The organism is Acinetobacter brisouii CIP 110357 (genome assembly GCF_000488275.1).
Taxonomy (GTDB): domain Bacteria; phylum Pseudomonadota; class Gammaproteobacteria; order Pseudomonadales; family Moraxellaceae; genus Acinetobacter; species Acinetobacter brisouii.
The window spans coordinates 83,330-101,436 of sequence record NZ_KI530762.1 but is presented as its reverse complement, the minus strand read 5'-3'; the positions used below and the strand labels follow the sequence as shown (position 1 = coordinate 101,436).

The window sequence follows — 18,107 nt, the reverse complement described above, 5'->3', positions numbered from 1 at the left end:
AATTTGCTGATTTTGACCATGCTTTTATCTTGCGTACAGATACGCAATATAACGTATTTTCGATTTTGCCCTGACACGCCACACTGAATGCAACTCAAAAATTCAGCATCGATATCGGGGAGGATGGCGATTATGAGCGTATCTCAACATTCAGATGTAAACAGCCTAGAAGGCAGCAGTGACAATCAAAAAGCAGTCAACGAAACCCTAGAAGACTATACCCTGCGTTACGCACCACACAGTTTTAGACGTTGGAGTCCAAAAGTAGTGGCAATTACGGCACTCGGTGGTATTGCCTACCTCGCGGACTTCTCGATTGGCGCGAGTATCGGCATGTCTTACGGTACCACCAATGCCGTGTTCTCGATTTTATTTGCCGCAATCATCATTTTCCTGACAGGGATTCCGCTCGCCTACTACGCCGCACGCTATAACATCGACCTTGATCTGATTACCCGTGGTGCAGGTTTTGGTTACTTCGGTTCGGTGCTGACCAGTATTATTTTTGCCAGTTTTACCTTCATTTTCTTTGCACTCGAAGGTTCGATCATGGCGCAAGGTTTGCTACTCGGCCTCGGTATTCCGCTCTGGGCAGGCTATTTGCTTTCGACCTTTATGGTGATTCCACTGGTGATTTACGGCATGAAAGCCTTGAGTAAATTACAGGTCTGGACAACCCCTGTCTGGTTAATTTTGATGATCGGCCCTGTCGCCTATCTCATCAATAAAGAGCCGAATCTGGTCGGTCAGTTTGCCCAGTTTACTGGTCATGACGGCTTTGCCCCGATGGATATGGCAGCCATCATGCTCGGTGCGGGGGTATGTTTATCGCTGATCATGCAAATTGGTGAACAAATTGACTACCTGCGCTTTATGCCCGCCAAAACCAAAGCCAACAGTAAACAATGGTGGGCAGCAGTAATTTCCGCAGGACCGGGTTGGGTGATTTTAGGTGCGATCAAACAAATCATCGGTGCATTTTTAGGGTTCTATTTACTCACCAAAGTCCCAGGGGTCAACACAACCGAACCTGTACAACAGTTCAATGCCGCTTTCCATGACATGCTTCCAGGTTGGTTAGCGCTCGCTTTGGCAGTGATTTTAGTGGTGATTTCGCAAATCAAGATTAACGTGACCAATGCTTACTCAGGCTCTTTGGCGTGGACCAGCGCTTACACCCGTATCAGCAAACATTATCCCGGACGTATCATCTTTGTCTTGGTAAATCTGGCGATTGCCCTCGCCTTGATGGAAGGCAACATGTTTGCGGTGTTAGGTAAAATCTTGGGCTTCTATTCCAACTTTGCTATCGCTTGGGTGGTAGTGGTTGCAACCGACATTGCCATCAACAAATATGTCTTGAAACTTTCACCGAAAGAACCTGAATACCGCCGTGACATGCTTTACAACATCAACCCTGTGGGTATGGTGGCTTTCCTTGCCGCAGCAGGTCTATCTATCGCAGCGTTCTTTGGAATGTTCGGCAGCTTCCTTGCAGCTTACTCACCATTGATTGCGCTTGTAGTTGCCTTTGTGCTGACTCCAGTGATGGGCTTGGTCACAGGTGGCAAGTACTACATCAAACAAGACCATGATGGTATTAAAGAGCCACGTTATGACGCAGAAGGTACGCCAGTGGCAACCGTGTATAGCTGCGTGGTGTGTGATGAAGTTTATGAACGTCCAGATGTGATGTTCTCACACAAACATAGCGGCACCATTTGCTCGCTGTGTAAAACCCTAGACAAATAATAATAAAACATTCCAAGAAGACGTTTTCTACCCCCAGCGATGTCCCCAAACATCGCTATTTTTTTATGTAGCATCAAACAGTTGCAACAGCTCATCTTCACTAAATGCCGCATTGATCTGGCTATTTTTCGACAAAATCGACTGTGCCAGTTGTGCCTTGTTTTTCTGCATCAGCAAGATTTTTTCTTCAATACTCTGATTCATAATCAGTTTATAGACAAATACCGGCTTGTCTTGTCCAATTCGCCACGCGCGATCCGATGCTTGCTCTTCTGCAGCAGGGTTCCACCATGGGTCATAGTGAATCACCGTATCGGCAGCAGTCAGGTTCAAGCCCACTCCGCCTGCTTTTAAGCTGATCAGGAAAATGGGCACTTCACCCGACTGGAACCGTTGAATCACTTCATCGCGTTTTTGCGTCTGACCTGTCAATTTAACAAACTCAATACCCTGTTTTTGCAAGGCATCGCCAATCAGGCCGAGCATACTGGTAAATTGTGAGAAAATCAGAATCTTACGCCCTTCCTGTAACATGTCAGGTAAGGTCTCCATGAGATAATCCAGTTTGGCAGAATGGATCTTGTGACTATTCATGCCTTCCAGATTCAGCAAGCGCGGGTGGCAACACACCTGACGCAATTTCAGCAAGGCATCCAGAATCTGAATATGACTGCGTTTTAACCCCCGCTCTGCCAGTAAGCGACGCACATTGCTCTGCATTGCGGTGCGCAGCGCCTCATAGAGCTTAAGCTGTGCATCATTCATGTCAATATTGACTTCAATCGTGGTTTTCTTCGGCAGTTCTTTCGCGACTTCGGTTTTTAAGCGGCGCAAAATAAATGGGCGGGTGCGTAAAATCAGCCGTTCCTGCAAATCAACACGCTGCTGACGCTCAATCGGGTAACGATACTTGCGGTTAAAGTGATCTTGCGTGCCCAAAAATCCGGGCATCAGAAAATGAAATAATGACCACAGTTCACCCAAATGGTTTTCCAGCGGTGTACCTGTTAAGCACAAACGATACTGCGATTGCAGTTGCCGCGCGGCTTGTGAAACTTTGGCATTCGGATTTTTAATGTAATGTGCTTCATCAAGCACCACGGTATGAAATTTTTGATTTTTTAACAGGTGAATGTCACGCGCCAACAATGGGTAAGTGCTAATGATCACATCATATTCGGGCAAATGCTGAAAATGCACATGACGGTTATGCCCATGCAACACCAATACTTTGAGTTGTGGTGTAAATTTTTGTGCCTCTTTAAACCAGTTCGAGGTCAGCGAAGTCGGGCAAATAATCAAGACTGGAGTTTTGTTTAGTTTTCCTGCTTGCTGCTGCAATAAAATATGTGCCAGCGTTTGTGCGGTTTTCCCCAAACCCATATCGTCTGCCAGAATTCCACCGTGACGAGTTTCGGTCAAAAACTGCAACCACCCCAAGCCTTGCTGTTGATAACTGCGAAGTTCTCCACAGAAACCAGCAGGTGTCGCAACAGGCTGCTGTTCACCTTGCTGCAAGCGTTGTACAAACTGTTTTAAACGATCTGCATGATACAAGTTCAGATTCAAATCATTGGCTTGTGACAATAGTGCCACATCATAAACATCGAGCTGAAAATCATCTTCCTGATTAAACAACTGGTTTAAATGAATCAGAATCGGCTTGATGTCTTTCAAATAAATCAGCAAGCTCGGTGCATGACTGATCGGCAGCACAAAATAATGATCTTCATCAAACTCATGCAAACGTTGTATATCGAGTAATTTGGGGTGTAACTGAATCAGGCGTGCCAGCAATTCGGCCAAGTTGTGTTTATGACCGCGCTGATCCTGAATGGTCATGCCAATGTTAAACCATTCATAACGCTCATCGGCTTGGGTCAGGGCAACATCGACATGCTGTGCCAATTGCAGATTAAATAAACTCTGTGCGCTATGTTCGACTTTCCAATTCAACGCTTCAATCAAATTGACAGGCAACAATGCTGAGATCAATTCATGCGCATCGATACAAACCAGATTCGTCATATCGACATATGGCAATTTGAGCTGAGGCAACTGTTCCAGCCATGCGATATTCGGCAGGTGGTCCCAGAGCTTGCGTAACAGGTTCTGTTCCTGTTTTAAATCACGTATTTGTCGAACAGGCTGCTGCTCATACTGCCCCACAAAACTATTTTCTGCATAATTTGCAGCAATACGCCCTGTAGGATAATCAAAAAATACGCTGGCACATGCCAAATCGTTTTTCGAGAAAATCTGATCCAGATGGGCTTGATCACCAAAGCGCAACACGGCGGTTGGATTACCCTGCATTTCAGGTAGATTCTGCTCAAGCGGATAAGCAGATACAGTCTGATCAACCCGATAACGCTGTAAAGTCTGCTCCATCTGCCCCAGCAAATGGCTAGGAATGGTCGGCATATTCAGCAAATCATCGATAATGTCATAACGATAATCTGCTTCTACCCGACCAATGCTATTTTGGCGCAGATCAATATAGGTTAAAGGCTGTGTCGCCAAAATCCAGATATGCGGTACATGCTTTAATTCATTCTTGCTGCCCAGTGCATAAATATCGGCAATCAACTGCTCGGATTGTCCATCGGGCTGGGTTTCCCAAGTAAAATCCAGTTGATACAGTGCATCCGACCAACGTAAGGGAGCGTGTTTATAGTCTTCGGCATACAGCCAGCCATACTGTGTGACCTGTTGTAACAGATTGGCTGGCAGACCTTTAAAACTTAAAGTATGTGAAGGTAACTGATTATTTTTCTTTGTATTTTGTGCAGAATATATCTCTTGAAACAACACGCGCTCCTGCACGGTTGTATCCACATGAGCGTTCAGGATATTGGCATAATTGGTATATTGTTTGGCTTCGCGAATTTCACCTTGTTTATTGCGGCGTACCTTGTAGAGCTGCAGGCTCATTAAACCCGTTTGCGGCTGACGCTCAACAATATAAATAAAATAGTTTTCTTCCAGAACCGACGTCATTTCTGGATGCACTTGCAAATGGTTCAGGGTTGACTCAAAACGCTGTGACCATGCCGAACTGGTATTCTCAATCTGAGGAGATGTGATCAAATGATGCTGTACGACGTACTGAACAAGCGCTGCACCATGTTTACAGTGATCACCCACAGGACAACTACAACGGCTTTGCAAGACCTGCTGTCGGGCAGCATCGAGAGTGACACGAGTACGATAGGTTGACTGCCCCTTGACTTGTGCCTGAATCAGCCAGCGGTTCGCCGACTGGGGTTGAACGGAAAGTTGTTCAGCATCTATCTCACTGATATAACGGCGACTACGCTCAATGGTCGCGCTATCAAAAGTTGAAAGTAGTTGAACAATCTTCATATTTCCCAAACATCATGACACTAAACGAAAACGCAGGAAGCTATAGTAACGATATTGGCTTTAAAAGTGCATGCTTTTTTTGGTTGAATAAAAAAATCTCTTTGCTAATTGAAGTTCATAAACAGAAAAGATATGTCTCTTTCAGCCCAGTCAATCGCTAAAATTTACTCCCATTATTTATGAATTAGGTTTTTTGTCTTTTGCATAGACAGCAATACTCATTTTAAAGTTCACAAAAGCTGCCCCTCATTTTTCTAATCAAATGATTTATTTTTTAAATGAGCTTCTTTTCATTTTTAACATTTTCCATGTCTTTCTTTTTTCGTTCTAGTTTATTTTGCACCCATAATATAGAGAACATAAAAAGAAGTGCGAATACTGTAAGGCCATCTATTCCTTCACGCTGGATGCTTAATTGTCTTTCCCCTTCTTTTAGACTGACCCATGTTTTGCCATCAACTTTTAGAGCAACTAATCTTTGGCTATAGCCAATACCTTGATCATGTTTAAACCACAATACTTCAGCAGGCTTACCTGTATTAGCTTTCAACTCATCAAATTTTTGATGAATCAAACAATCATTACGCTTCTCCATTGGGCTACGGCAGGTAAAATAATTTGTTTGACCATGGCTTGTAATTCCGACTAAATAGCCTGTTCGAGCGCTAAGCGACTTATAATTTAAAGTTCCTACTTCTTTATAAAGCTGATCTTGAGGAGGTAAATTTGAATGATATTTAATGACATACCAAGGTAAGACAAAACTATAGAAAATAAAAATTACTGCAAAAAGTCTAAACCAATGCTTTTTCAGCATTTTCCATAACCATGCCATATTTGTTTTAAAATTCACAAAAGCGATTCCCCATGTGTAAGTAAGTTATAAGATTTTTTAATCAAATGAATCTTGGTATGTTCTCAATTTTATTTACCATTTTTGATTTTCTATGAATTAACTTCAATATTATCAATATATTTTTATCGTCTCTCAGGTTCTAGCATTCTCTATTTAATTATACAGGTACTTTCAGACATAAAAAAACCTGATCTCAATCAGGTTTTTTCAAATTCAATGCCGTAATTTCATTAAAATCAAAACGGTAAATCGTCATCTAAATCTGTAGGAGCTGGTGCTGCCGCTGGTTTTGGCTTCGCCGCCTGGTTGTTATTAAAACCACCTTGAGCATTGTTATTGCCTGCGCCATAGTTGTTGAAACCACCGCCTTGACTACCACCTTGCTGATTAAAGCCAGTATTTTGACCATAACCACCACCGTAGTTGTTATTAGCACCGCCTTGCTGATTATTATTGTTAAAACGCGGTTGACCATAACCTGAGTTATCGCCTGCGCCTTGTTCTGACTGACCACGGGTTGAATCCAGCATTTGCATCTGATCACCACGGATTTCAGTGCTATAACGCTCCTGACCGTTTTGATCTGTCCATTGGCGGGTACGCAGCGAGCCTTCAATATAGACTTTTGAACCTTTACGCAAATATTGCTGGGCAATTTCACCTAAACGGTTATGCAACACAATACGATGCCATTCGGTTTGCTCTTTTCGCTCACCTGTACTTTTGTCTACCCAAGAATCACTCGTTGCAATTGAGAACTGAGTTAAAGACCCACCATTTGGAAAAGTCTTGGTTTCAGGATCTCGACCCAATGTACCGACCAAAATAACTTTATTGACACCACGCATTCGCTACTATCTTCCTATATGTTTCTACGTTTTACTTTATAAGAGTTATCTTCAAATGACTAGCTCTTTCCCCAACAAGTGCGTTAAATGTTGTCGCGCAGTTTCATCGAGCTGCTTTTTATCCAGTTTTACATAGGCGACCTGCTCATCCAGCATGACCACCACTTCTTCAATACCATGAATTGCCAACAACTGACTAGTCCATTCATCTGTTTGTTTACCTTCAGGCAAACGTAAAATTAACGAAGATAAATAACGCGGTTGCTGCAAGCCAAAACTCACCAATGCCCAGATCATGGCAATCCCAACCAGAATGCCCCAACCTGTTGATGTATTATGTAGCATTAATAATTGACCGCCAAGTGTGCCTCCAAAAAATGCTCCCAGGAACTGGGCACTGGCATTTACACCCATGGCGGTGGCTTTGGACTGAATTGGTGCAGCTTTCGACAACCAAGAGGGTAACAATGCTTCCATGACATTGAATGCCACAAAGAAAATCCCCAAACCTAGGAGTAAGCTATATTTGGACTGATAACCAAAAACCAGTACCAGTAACCCCACAACGACACCGACAATTGCACCTAAAAAGATGCTACGCATTTTGCGGTATTTCTCAGCCACAATAATACTTGGGAAAGAACAAATCACCCCGATCAACAGCAGTGGCAAATACACCAGACCATGTTTTTCCAAAGGAATATCTGCATACCGGATCAGTTGCGATGGCACATAAATAAACATCGCAGTGAGCAACAAATGCAGTGAAAAAATCGAGAAATGCAGACGGTTCAGGTCAGGCATTTTCAAGACATGTTTAAGCTGCTTCAAATAACCATGTTGGAAATTACGATGATGGCGTGTGGTTTTCGGCACCAATAGCAGCATCACTATGGCAGCCAGTCCCATAATGGTAGTCACCCAAAACAGCCCTGAAATTCCCACCAGATGCGTCAGCCACGGTCCAAGACTAAAGGCCACCACAAATGATAGCCCAATACTCATGCCCATAGCCGCCATGGCTTTGGTACGGTTTTCTTCACGGGTAACATCGGCAAGCAATGCCATCACCACTGCGGAAACCGCACCTGCCCCTGCAATCGCACGCCCTAAAATCACGCCATAAATGGTATGTGACATGGCAGCCACTGCGCCACCTAAAGCAAACAATAACAAGCCGATGACCACCAAAGGCTTACGGCTAAAACGGTCTGCCCACAGGCTAAACGGGATTTGTAAAATCGCTTGAGATAACCCGTAAACACCTACGGCAAACCCAAGTAATGCAGGCGTTGCATATTGATATGTCTGCCCAGCCACTGCAAACACAGGAATAATCATGAACAATCCCAACATGCGTAATGCAAAAATACTGCTTAAAGCAAAAGTGGAACGGCGTTCTAAAGCATTCATCATATCAATCTGTAATCTCTTGGGGGCAAACAAGCAAAGCATTCAAAATAAAATGGGGTACAACTGCATTGTACCCCATCATTTTATATATTTTTCTGAAATTTGCCTTAATCAATCAGCTGACGTTTACTATATTGAATCGAAGCAATCACTGCCCAAACAATAAATGCCACACCAATCAGTCCTGTGACCACTTCAGGCACATGTACGCCTGTACCACTAGCCAACATAATCACCGCCAAAGCACCAATCGCATAATGCGCACCATGTTCCAAATAAACATAAGCTTCTAGAGTGCCTTTTTCGACCAGATAAATCGTCATGGAACGCACAAACATTGCGCCAATTGCCAACCCGAGCATAATGATGATGACATCAGAAGTAATCGCAAATGCCCCGATCACCCCGTCAAAACTAAAAGATGCATCCAGTACTTCCAGATACAAGAAACCACCTAAACCTGCTTTGATCACACCATTGGCAGCATTGCCTGAGCTGCTGGCTTCTTCGTCCACTTCAGGCTCACCACCCAGCAAATGCCCAAGCACTTGTACTCCGATATAGACCACAATGCCCCAAATCCCCGATAAGGTCACAGCCAAACGCTCGCTCTCGCCCACATTGTGCGCCATCACCAGTAAGGCGATCAGCGTTAAAAACACTGACATGGCAGGAACATTGGCTAAGTTGGTCAGGCGTTTTTCAAGCCATTTGAACCAGTGTGTATCTTTTTCTGCATCAAGGAAGAAATTGAAAAACACCAGTGCCAAGAACGCACCACCAAATGCTGCAATTTCCGCATGATGTTCAATCAAACGCATCGAGTAATTTTTCGGATCATTGAGCGCCATACTGACCACATCCATCATGTTCATGTTAGCGGTCACCGCTACAATCACAATCGGGAACACCAGACGCATACCGAACACCGCAATAATCATGCCGAGTGTAAGGAAAATCATTTTCCAGAAATGATCCCAGCTCCGCAGTACTGATGCATTGACCACGGCGTTATCGAAAGATAAAGACACTTCCATAATCGCCAAAATGGCAGTTACCGAGAGCGCCTGTAGCATGGTTGAAATCCCTGCTTCAGGGCCATGCGTGAAGCCCCAGTAGGCTGCAATTCCCAAGCAGATGATGCTGAAAATAAATGAGAAACGAAAATGTTTCATGAACTGACCTGACCTATAAAAATGAAAAGTACATGCTGTGTTCGCATGTATCAGAAAGGAATACTCAGCATTATACTCGCTTCTGTTTTTTTACCTATTTAAAAAAAACACGCTATATTGCAGTTTTCGCATCATCGTGGAGTGACCATGCGTTTTTCAGAGCAGCTCTGGCAGAACAACCTTGCCTTATACCAAAAAATTGTCCAGCATCCATTTAATCAGGAGTTGGCGCAGGGCACGCTCAAATCGGAAGCTTTTCAACATTATATTATTCAGGACTCACATTATTTACTGGCATATGGGCGCATTCTTGCGGTCGCAGCAGCCAAAGCCTTTGATGCCGATGACATCATGCAGTTTTCGGAAGGTGCAAAAATTGCGATTATTGTAGAGCGTAGTTTACATGCCGGCTTTATGCAGCAATTTGGGATTAGCCCTGAACAGTTTGCCAATACACCATTGAGTTTGGCTTGCCACCATTACACCTCTTTTTTACTCGCAACAGCATGGTCAGAAAGCTATCCTGTAGTACTGGCCGCCTTACTGCCTTGTTTCTGGATTTATGCCGAAGTGGGATTGGCTATTGTTGAAAACTCGGCTGCCAACAATCCGTATCAGGCATGGATTGATACCTATGCAGGTGAAGAATTTCACGCTGCGGTACGCAATGTGATTGCCACGATTGATAAAGTTGCTGCACGCTGTGATGGCGACACACTTGCCAAAATGCAGCAGGTCTACCGCCGTGGTGCTGAGCTAGAATGGCTGTTTTGGGACAGTGCCTATCATCAACAGCACTGGCTTGGACTTGATCCTGTCTAGTCATATAGCGCCATATTCTGGCGCTTTTTTAATCTGTCATATATCTGTAATTGTATATATATGGATATTCATATATAAAGGCTTTTATCTGCCATAGACTGAAGTTTTGATATGTCGACCAGCATCAAGATTTACCACAATCCTGCGTGTGGAACATCACGTAACACGCTTGCCCTGATTAAAAACACAGGCATAGAACCTGAAATCATTGAATATCTTAAAAACCCGCCAAGCAAAGAACAGCTGGTTCAACTGATTCACGATGCGGGTTTAAGCGTGCGCGAAGCCTTACGCCAAAATGTCGAACCGTACATCAATTTACAACTCGAACAGAGTCACTGGTCAGATGACGCATTGCTGTATTTCATGTTGCAGTACCCGATTTTAATCAACCGCCCTTTTGTTGTGACTGAAAAAGGTACACGCCTGTGCCGCCCGTCTGAAGTGGTGCTAGAGATTTTACCCTTACCACAGCTTGGTGCTTTTTATAAAGAAGATGGCGAACAGATCATTGATGAACATGGCCAACGTGTCTCAGGCTGAAAATATGGATCAAGTACAGTTTTTTAAATGCCTTGCCGATGAAACCCGCCTCAATCTGGTGTTATTGGTCACACAATACCAAGAGTTATGTGTCTGTGACCTGACCGAAAAATTACAACTCAGTCAGCCGAAAATTTCACGGCATCTGGCGCTGCTACGTAATCAGGGAATTTTACAAGACCGCCGTAAGGGACAATGGGTGTATTACCGTCTGCATGAGCAACTGCCGACATGGTGTCGTGAAATTTTAGCGTTGTTGCAGCAAAACGATACCTTCCCTGCTGCGCCTTCAACCACAGTGCATTGCTGTGATTAATTTCTTACATGATGTTTGCCATGACTCAATCTCGTTTATCCTTTCTTGATCGCAATCTGACACTGTGGATTTTTCTGGCTATGGGGCTAGGGATTGCAATTTCACAGTTTTTCCCACAAGCCTCTACCGCCCTCAATCATTTGAGTGTCGGTTCAATCAATCTGCCGATTGCAGTTGGCTTAATTTTAATGATGTATCCACCGCTGGCAAAAGTGGATTACGCTGCCCTGCCTGAAATTTTTAAGGACAAGAAAACCCTTGCCCTGTCTTTAATTCAGAACTGGCTGATCGCTCCACTTCTCATGTTTGCATTAGCCGTGATTTTTCTGCATGACTCGCCAAACTACATGACAGGACTGATTCTGATTGGTCTGGCACGTTGTATTGCCATGGTACTGGTCTGGAATGGTCTTGCCTGTGGCGACAATCAATATGTTGCAGCCCTTGTCGCATTTAACAGCCTATTTCAAATCCTGTTTTTTAGTAGTTATGCGTGGTTCTTTCTCAGCTTTTTACCGCCGTATTTTGGCCTAAAAGGACAAGTGATTGACGTCAGTTTTCTCGACATTAGCCAAGCCGTGCTAACTTATTTAGGCATTCCATTTTTCGCGGGTTTTCTCACCCGTAGCATTTTGGTCAAGGCCAAAGGTTTAAGCTGGTATCAGAGCCAGTTTTTACCGAAAATCAGCCCGATGAGCCTCTTGGCGTTGCTGTTGACCATTGTGGCGATGTTTAGTCTGAAAGGGGGTGAAGTGCTGAGCCTGCCAAGTGATGTACTTCGGATAGCCATTCCGCTAACCATTTATTTTATCGTGATGTTTTTCCTGAGTTTTGCCATGAGCAAATGGCTCGGCAACAACTATGCGCGTAGCACGGCAATTTCATTTACCGCTGCAGGCAATAACTTTGAACTGGCGCTTGCGGTAGCCGTGGCAACTTTTGGTCTGGCATCACCTGTGGCTTTTACCACGGTGATTGGCCCACTGGTGGAAGTGCCTGTCCTGATCTCGCTGGTCAGTGTCAGTTTCTGGATTCGTAAAAAATTCTTTCATCATGAATTGAGCTAGATTCAATTCAAGGCAGTCGCATCGAAGCCACAGCGACTGCCTTGACTCTTCTTGTTCTGATTCATCTGTTGTTCATGCCTGCAAGGATTTTTGAAACAGTTGGGCTGGATAATACATGCGTTTTATAAACATATTAATAAACGCAGTGTTTAATATAAAAAAATAATTTTATAGAATTTTTTCAAACTATACCTATGCTGAACACAGCATTGTTCTGCTGTATACTGCTCCGATTTTTGTGGGCTGACATTAGCATTACCGACTGCCCAGCGAATGTCTGAACCGTATGCAATGACTCAGTCTTGACATCACTTTTTGCAGATTGCTGCTGGCATTTTTATGGAATGATCAGGGCATTTCAATCATGAACTTTTTTCTCGGCGAGGCAGTACATGAATTCACAACTTTTTGCCGCAGGCTGTATGTTGCTCTCAATGGCGTCTTATCAGGTCAGTGCCAGTTTTGCCAAACAACTATTTGAACATCTCAGTCCATTAAGTGTGACCTTATTTCGGCTGTGTTTTGCCTCGATGATTGTGATTGTGGTGTTTCGTTCATGGCGTATTTTGCCGAAATTCAAAACACTCAAATGGCGTGATCTGTTGTGCTATAGCATCTCATTGGGACTCATGAACCTGTTATTTTATAGCTCACTCAGCCATCTACCTTTGGGTCTTGCAGTAGGTTTAGAGTTTATTGGCCCTTTGGGTTTAGCACTGTGCTCCATTCAGAGTCGTCGTGACTTGATTTGGGTATTTTGCTCAATCTTAGGCATTATTCTGATTATTCCGTGGGGTGGGCACAGTGCGGACTTTTCATATCTAGGCATGTGCCTTGCGATTGGTGCGGGACTGTTTTGGGCAGCGTATATTTATTTTGGACACAAAGTGGTTCGGCAAAATATCGGCATCCATATGCTCAGTATTGCCATTAGTTTTTCAGCAATCATGTTATTGCCTATTGAACTGTGGCAACACCCCGATGAACTGTTTGCTGTGCAGTATTGGTGGCTTGGTTTAGTGATTGCAATTTTAGCGACAGCAATCCCTTATGCCTTAGATTTAGTTGCACTAAAACATTTGGCACGACTGCGTTATAGTATTTTGACCAGTTTATCGCCTGTTGTCGCAGCATTAACAGGTTATGTTTTACTGTCCGAACAACTCAGCCTTTTTCAATGGATTGCGTTATTGTTGATTGTTACGGCATCGATTGGGATTGCGGTGACAGGTCGTCAACACAGCGAGCTTTAAGCCCACAAATACCAGCCATACAGTAAAATGCCCGCCGCAATCGTCCATGCCAGCGTTGCCAGACTTAAACAGCTCAGCACGGACATTTGGGTAGCCAGCAGATACACCGCAATCAGGTAAATCGCATACGGAATCAGCGACCATAAACCAAATAAAGCCGTACGGCGCAGCGCATCTGCCCCTTGCTGTTGAAAGACAATCACATGTGCAATCAAGGCAAAGGTCGGAAATAATGGCACCAGCCCAGCAATATAAAACGCCTTGCTTTTCGATAGTATTGAAATCAGCAACACGACCAGTGCACCCAAAGTACATTTAAATACTAACGCCCACATCGTCCCTTCACCGCTTAATCTACTTCGTATGCATTTTACAAAGAATTGCGTGATTGCCTATGTTTTATTGCAATCCGTGCTTGCTTTTGCAGCAGGAATCATTAATTATATAAATAATAATCATTATCAATGATAACCAAAATGACCACCATGCAAAAAGACACGCAAGGGACAGAAGCACTCAGAGCTATGATGACCTTGAGACAATGCTGGTTTGAACACGAAGAAATCTATCTGCATCAAGGCTGTTTACATTGCGGTTCTGCTGCGACTTATCTGATTTATTTTACCAATCGCCCGATTCAGGATTTCATGCTGAATTTTATTGAAAAATATAACTATCATCATACTAAATGTTTTGATTTTCTTGATTTAAATGGCTTTTCAGGTGCCTATGAACATTTCTTGTCTATGCTTGAAAAACAGGTGATTGATTATGCCTTTCAGCAGCATCAGCGGTGTACGCTGCGTTTTGAGCAAATCGACTCGATTTTTGAGCGCGAATTACCCCCTGCATGCGCTTAATCACTAATTACGTTTTCCTCCATGGCACAGGTTTTCCTGTGCTTTTTTTATAAATACAGCCTCTATTTAGGCAAAATGCAGCACCACTAAAGCCAGCAGCGCAGGTATAGCCTGAATATAAATAATTTTTTTGCTGGCCGTTAAGCCACCATAAACCCCTGCCACAAAAACACAGCCTAAAAAGAACGTGACAATTGCACGCGCAAAATCGGGGTTACTGACCAACAATGACCAAAACAATCCCGCAGCAAGAAAGCCGTTATATAAGCCCTGATTTTGTGCCAAAACTTTGGTGAGTTTGGCTTTTTCCAGACTATTGCCAAAGGCTTTTAAACCTTGCGGCTTGTCCCATAAAAACATCTCTAAAACCAGAATATAGACATGCAAGATGCCGATCAGTGCAATCAATATTTTTGCGATCCACATTTTTATTTTCCTTCTTCATTTACCCGACACAATCTGACGCCTAAAATCGTTTTGTTACAGCTTGAACAATTTTAAATCGTTATCATATAGCAGTTTCTACTTGCTTATTACCGAGAGATCTTATGAGTCACAGTCATATCCGTATTCGAGGCGCACGTACCCATAACCTGAAAAATGTGTCCCTCGATATTCCACGTGATAAATTTGTGGTGATTACGGGACTTTCGGGATCAGGAAAATCCTCACTGGCATTCGATACCTTATACGCTGAAGGACAACGCCGTTATGTCGAATCACTGTCAGCCTATGCCCGCCAGTTTTTATCGCAAATGGAAAAACCTGAAGTCGACTCGATTGAAGGCTTAAGCCCTGCGATTGCCATCGAGCAGAAATCGACCAGCCATAACCCACGCTCAACTGTGGGAACCATTACCGAAATTTACGACTATTTGCGTTTGCTCTATGCACGCGTCGGAACACCGTATTGCCCTGAACACGACCTGCCGATGGTGGCACAAACCGTCTCTGAAATGGTCGATGCGGTAAAAGCGTTAGAAGAAGGCACAGCACTGATGCTACTTGCACCCGTAGTGCGAGAGCGTAAAGGCGAATACAGCACCCTGTTTGAACAACTGCAAAGTCAGGGTTTTGTGCGTGCCCGTGTCGATGGCGAAATCATTGATATCGACAGCCCACCAGAGCTGGATAAAAAGAAAAAACATAGCATTGAAGTGGTGATCGACCGCTTTAAAGTCCGCGATGATTTGGGGAATCGTCTGGCAGAATCCTTTGAAACAGCCCTGCGCCTAGGCGGCGATCTGGCGATTTTAACCTGGATGAAAGGCGAGCAACCTGATCGCGTGTTTTCAGCACGTCACTCCTGCCCTGAATGTGACCGTGCCGTAGCAGAACTTGAACCACGTATGTTCTCATTCAACAACCCGTTTGGTGCTTGCCCTGTCTGCGATGGTTTGGGAACACGCAGTCATTTCAGTGCTGAAAAACTGATTCCTAATCCACACCTGTCGATTTATCAAGGCGCAATTCGCGGTTGGGATCGTCAGCGTCCTTATTACTACAGCATGCTAGAAAAAGTCGCAGCACACTATGGCTTTGATTTAAATTGCCCGTGGCAAGATCTCGACAAAGATACCCAAAAGAAATTCCTGAATGGTACAGGCAAAGAGAAAATCGACCTGAGCTATATTGATGAACGTGGGCGTAAACACAGTCGTGTCATGACATTTGAGGGCGTACTGCCACATTTAGAGCGCCGTTACCGTGAAACGGAAAGCAACTATATTCGTGATGATTTAGCACAGTACTTATCCAACGCAGCCTGCGATGCCTGCGGCGGCTCACGCCTGAATGAAATTTCACGGCATGTGAAAGTCAAAGACCACAGTATTGAACAAATCACGAGCATGTCGATTGGCGATGCTGCAGATTATTATCAACACTTGAGCCTTGAAGGGGCAAAAGGCGAAATTGCCGATAAAATTTTTAAAGAAATCCGTGAACGCCTACAATTTTTAGTCAGCGTCGGGCTAAATTATTTGAGTCTGTCACGTTCGGCTGAAACCCTGTCGGGCGGTGAAGCACAGCGTATCCGACTCGCTTCACAAATCGGTGCAGGCTTGATGGGCGTGATGTACGTGCTAGATGAACCTTCGATTGGTCTGCATCAACGTGACAATGACCGCTTACTGCAAACTCTGATTCGCCTGCGTGACTTGGGCAACACGGTACTGGTCGTTGAGCATGACGAAGATGCGATTCGCGCTGCCGACCATATCATTGATATTGGCCCTGGCGCGGGAGTCCATGGCGGGGAAATTATTGCCGAAGGAACTGCCAAGCAACTGGCAAAAAATAAAAACTCGCTGACGGGACAGTACTTGGCAGGTAAACTCAAAATTGCGGTGCCTGAACAGCGCGTTACCCCACCAAACCCTGAAAATAGCATTCAGCTTTGCGGGGCATCTGGGCACAACCTGAAAAATGTCACGCTCAATCTACCTTTAGGTGTGATGACCTGTATCACAGGCGTTTCGGGTTCAGGAAAATCGACCTTAATTAACCGTACTTTACTGCCACTTGCAGCAACCGAACTCAACGGTGCAACCACGCTGACCGCAGAAAAATACCAGTCAATTGATGGTTTGCAGCATCTGGATAAAGTGGTCGATATTGACCAAAGTCCGATTGGGCGCACACCCCGTTCCAACCCTGCAACATATACAGGCGTATTTACTCCGATTCGTGAACTGTTTGCTCAGACTCCTGAAGCCAAAGCCCGTGGTTATAGTGCGGGGCGCTTTTCCTTCAATGTCAAAGGCGGACGCTGTGAAGCCTGCGAAGGTGATGGCATGATTAAAGTCGCCATGCACTTTTTACCTGACATGTATGTTCCTTGTGATGCCTGTCATGGCAAACGCTATAACCGCGAAACACTGGAAGTCGGTTATAAAGGTAAGAACATTTCCGATGTGCTCAATATGACTGTGGAAGATGCCGCAGAATTTTTTAATGCCATTCCCGTGATTCATCGTCGTCTAGATACCTTGATGCAAGTGGGCTTGGGCTATATCCGTTTGGGTCAGGCAGCTACTACCCTGTCTGGCGGTGAAGCACAGCGGGTGAAACTGGCGCGCGAACTGGCAAAACGCGATACGGGCAAAACCCTGTATATTCTGGATGAGCCAACCACAGGACTGCATTTTCATGATATTGCCAAGCTGCTCGACATCCTGCATGAGCTACGCAACAAAGGAAATACCATTGTGGTGATCGAGCATAATCTGGATGTGATTAAAACCGCTGACTGGATTGTGGATTTAGGGCCTGAAGGAGGTTCTGGCGGTGGAGAAATTATTGCCGAAGGTACACCTGAACAAGTGGCAGAAGTGGCGATTTCACATACAGGGCGTTTTTTAAAACCCTTGTTAGAATAATTTTGTCTCTTGCATCAGGAAGGAACCGTTGACGTCTTTCATCAGTCCATTTTATTTCTCTTACGCTGGGAGAAAAACTAAAAATGGGCAAACCATGAATCACGTCAATTACTGTTCCTTTCCTTTTTTCCTTGAGCATTTTTCATCATACAATCACATTGATTGCCTCAATCATTCACAACATCATCTCAAAACCCCAAGTTTTTTACCAAAAAAATTGATGATCAAATATTGTTCATAGCCACTGAATTAGCTTTTCTTACAATTCTAGATTGATATTCTGTAGAAAATATGAATGACAGACTGATTTATATTTCAAATTATTTTCCGATTATTTAAAAATCAATATATCATTGAAAAACAAATTAAAAATTTGTAAATAACAGTCGTTTTTTATTTTCATTTATTGCCTAAAAAGTAATTTTTTTGTGATTTATTTAATTTAGATGAAGAAAA

At 43.9% G+C, this 18,107-nt stretch carries 15 protein-coding genes; 8 read left to right on the top strand and 7 right to left on the bottom strand.

Annotated elements, in window-relative coordinates:
- The first annotated feature begins 132 nt into the window (after window positions 1-132).
- Window positions 133-1,752 carry a purine-cytosine permease family protein gene (locus P255_RS00450; protein WP_004898918.1) on the top strand — a complete coding sequence of 540 codons (1,620 nt, stop codon included), beginning with the start codon at window positions 133-135 and terminating at the stop codon, window positions 1,750-1,752.
- Window positions 1,753-1,815: 63 nt separating this feature from the next.
- Here P255_RS00450 and P255_RS00445 read toward each other — a convergent pair whose 3' ends face one another.
- From P255_RS00445 to P255_RS00425, 5 genes are all read right to left on the bottom strand, one after another.
- Window positions 1,816-5,118 carry a DEAD/DEAH box helicase gene (locus P255_RS00445; protein ID WP_004898915.1) on the bottom strand — a complete coding sequence of 1,101 codons (3,303 nt, stop codon included), beginning with the start codon at window positions 5,116-5,118 and terminating at the stop codon, window positions 1,816-1,818.
- 274 nt (window positions 5,119-5,392) lie between these two features.
- Window positions 5,393-5,971, bottom strand: coding sequence for a hypothetical protein (locus P255_RS00440; protein ID WP_004898913.1), 579 nt, complete (start codon window positions 5,969-5,971; stop codon window positions 5,393-5,395).
- 239 nt (window positions 5,972-6,210) lie between these two features.
- Window positions 6,211-6,822 (bottom strand): single-stranded DNA-binding protein, encoded by a 612-nt coding sequence (gene ssb, locus P255_RS00435; protein ID WP_004898911.1) that lies wholly within the window; start codon window positions 6,820-6,822, stop codon window positions 6,211-6,213.
- A gap of 51 nt (window positions 6,823-6,873) precedes the next feature.
- Window positions 6,874-8,238 (bottom strand): MFS transporter, encoded by a 1,365-nt coding sequence (locus P255_RS00430; RefSeq protein WP_004898909.1) that lies wholly within the window; start codon window positions 8,236-8,238, stop codon window positions 6,874-6,876.
- A gap of 104 nt (window positions 8,239-8,342) precedes the next feature.
- Window positions 8,343-9,410 carry a DUF475 domain-containing protein gene (locus tag P255_RS00425; protein ID WP_004898906.1) on the bottom strand — a complete coding sequence of 356 codons (1,068 nt, stop codon included), beginning with the start codon at window positions 9,408-9,410 and terminating at the stop codon, window positions 8,343-8,345.
- A gap of 147 nt (window positions 9,411-9,557) precedes the next feature.
- Between P255_RS00425 and tenA the strand changes: the two genes are divergently transcribed.
- From tenA to P255_RS00400, 5 genes are all read left to right on the top strand, one after another.
- Window positions 9,558-10,232: a thiaminase II gene (gene tenA, locus P255_RS00420; protein ID WP_004898905.1), complete on the top strand. Its 675-nt coding sequence runs from the start codon at window positions 9,558-9,560 to the stop codon at window positions 10,230-10,232.
- A gap of 111 nt (window positions 10,233-10,343) precedes the next feature.
- Complete coding sequence (gene arsC / locus P255_RS00415; protein WP_004898903.1) at window positions 10,344-10,775, top strand: arsenate reductase (glutaredoxin); 432 nt, start codon at window positions 10,344-10,346, stop codon at window positions 10,773-10,775.
- Between the two features lie 4 nt (window positions 10,776-10,779).
- Window positions 10,780-11,091 carry a metalloregulator ArsR/SmtB family transcription factor gene (locus P255_RS00410; RefSeq protein WP_004898899.1) on the top strand — a complete coding sequence of 104 codons (312 nt, stop codon included), beginning with the start codon at window positions 10,780-10,782 and terminating at the stop codon, window positions 11,089-11,091.
- Between the two features lie 20 nt (window positions 11,092-11,111).
- On the top strand, window positions 11,112-12,158 hold the full coding sequence (gene arsB / locus P255_RS00405) for an ACR3 family arsenite efflux transporter (RefSeq protein WP_035364885.1): 1,047 nt from the start codon (window positions 11,112-11,114) through the stop codon (window positions 12,156-12,158).
- Window positions 12,159-12,550: 392 nt separating this feature from the next.
- On the top strand, window positions 12,551-13,411 hold the full coding sequence (locus tag P255_RS00400) for an EamA family transporter (protein ID WP_004898894.1): 861 nt from the start codon (window positions 12,551-12,553) through the stop codon (window positions 13,409-13,411).
- Here the strand turns inward: P255_RS00400 and P255_RS00395 are convergent.
- The gene (locus P255_RS00395) at window positions 13,408-13,746 is read right to left on the bottom strand and encodes a GlpM family protein (protein WP_004898891.1); all 339 of its coding nucleotides are present in this window, start codon (window positions 13,744-13,746) and stop codon (window positions 13,408-13,410) included. The genes P255_RS00400 and P255_RS00395 overlap by 4 nt on opposite strands.
- Window positions 13,747-13,887: 141 nt before the next feature.
- Between P255_RS00395 and P255_RS00390 the strand changes: the two genes are divergently transcribed.
- Window positions 13,888-14,271, top strand: a complete 384-nt coding sequence (locus P255_RS00390; RefSeq protein WP_004898889.1) for a hypothetical protein — start codon at window positions 13,888-13,890, stop codon at window positions 14,269-14,271.
- A gap of 66 nt (window positions 14,272-14,337) precedes the next feature.
- Here P255_RS00390 and P255_RS00385 read toward each other — a convergent pair whose 3' ends face one another.
- The gene (locus P255_RS00385; RefSeq protein ID WP_004898886.1) at window positions 14,338-14,697 is read right to left on the bottom strand and encodes a DUF1304 domain-containing protein; all 360 of its coding nucleotides are present in this window, start codon (window positions 14,695-14,697) and stop codon (window positions 14,338-14,340) included.
- 122 nt (window positions 14,698-14,819) lie between these two features.
- On the opposite strand from P255_RS00385, the gene uvrA reads away from it, so the two are divergent.
- Entirely contained in the window at window positions 14,820-17,651 is a 2,832-nt protein-coding gene (gene uvrA, locus P255_RS00380) for an excinuclease ABC subunit UvrA (RefSeq protein WP_004898884.1), read from the top strand.
- Window positions 17,652-18,107: the final 456 nt, after the last annotated feature.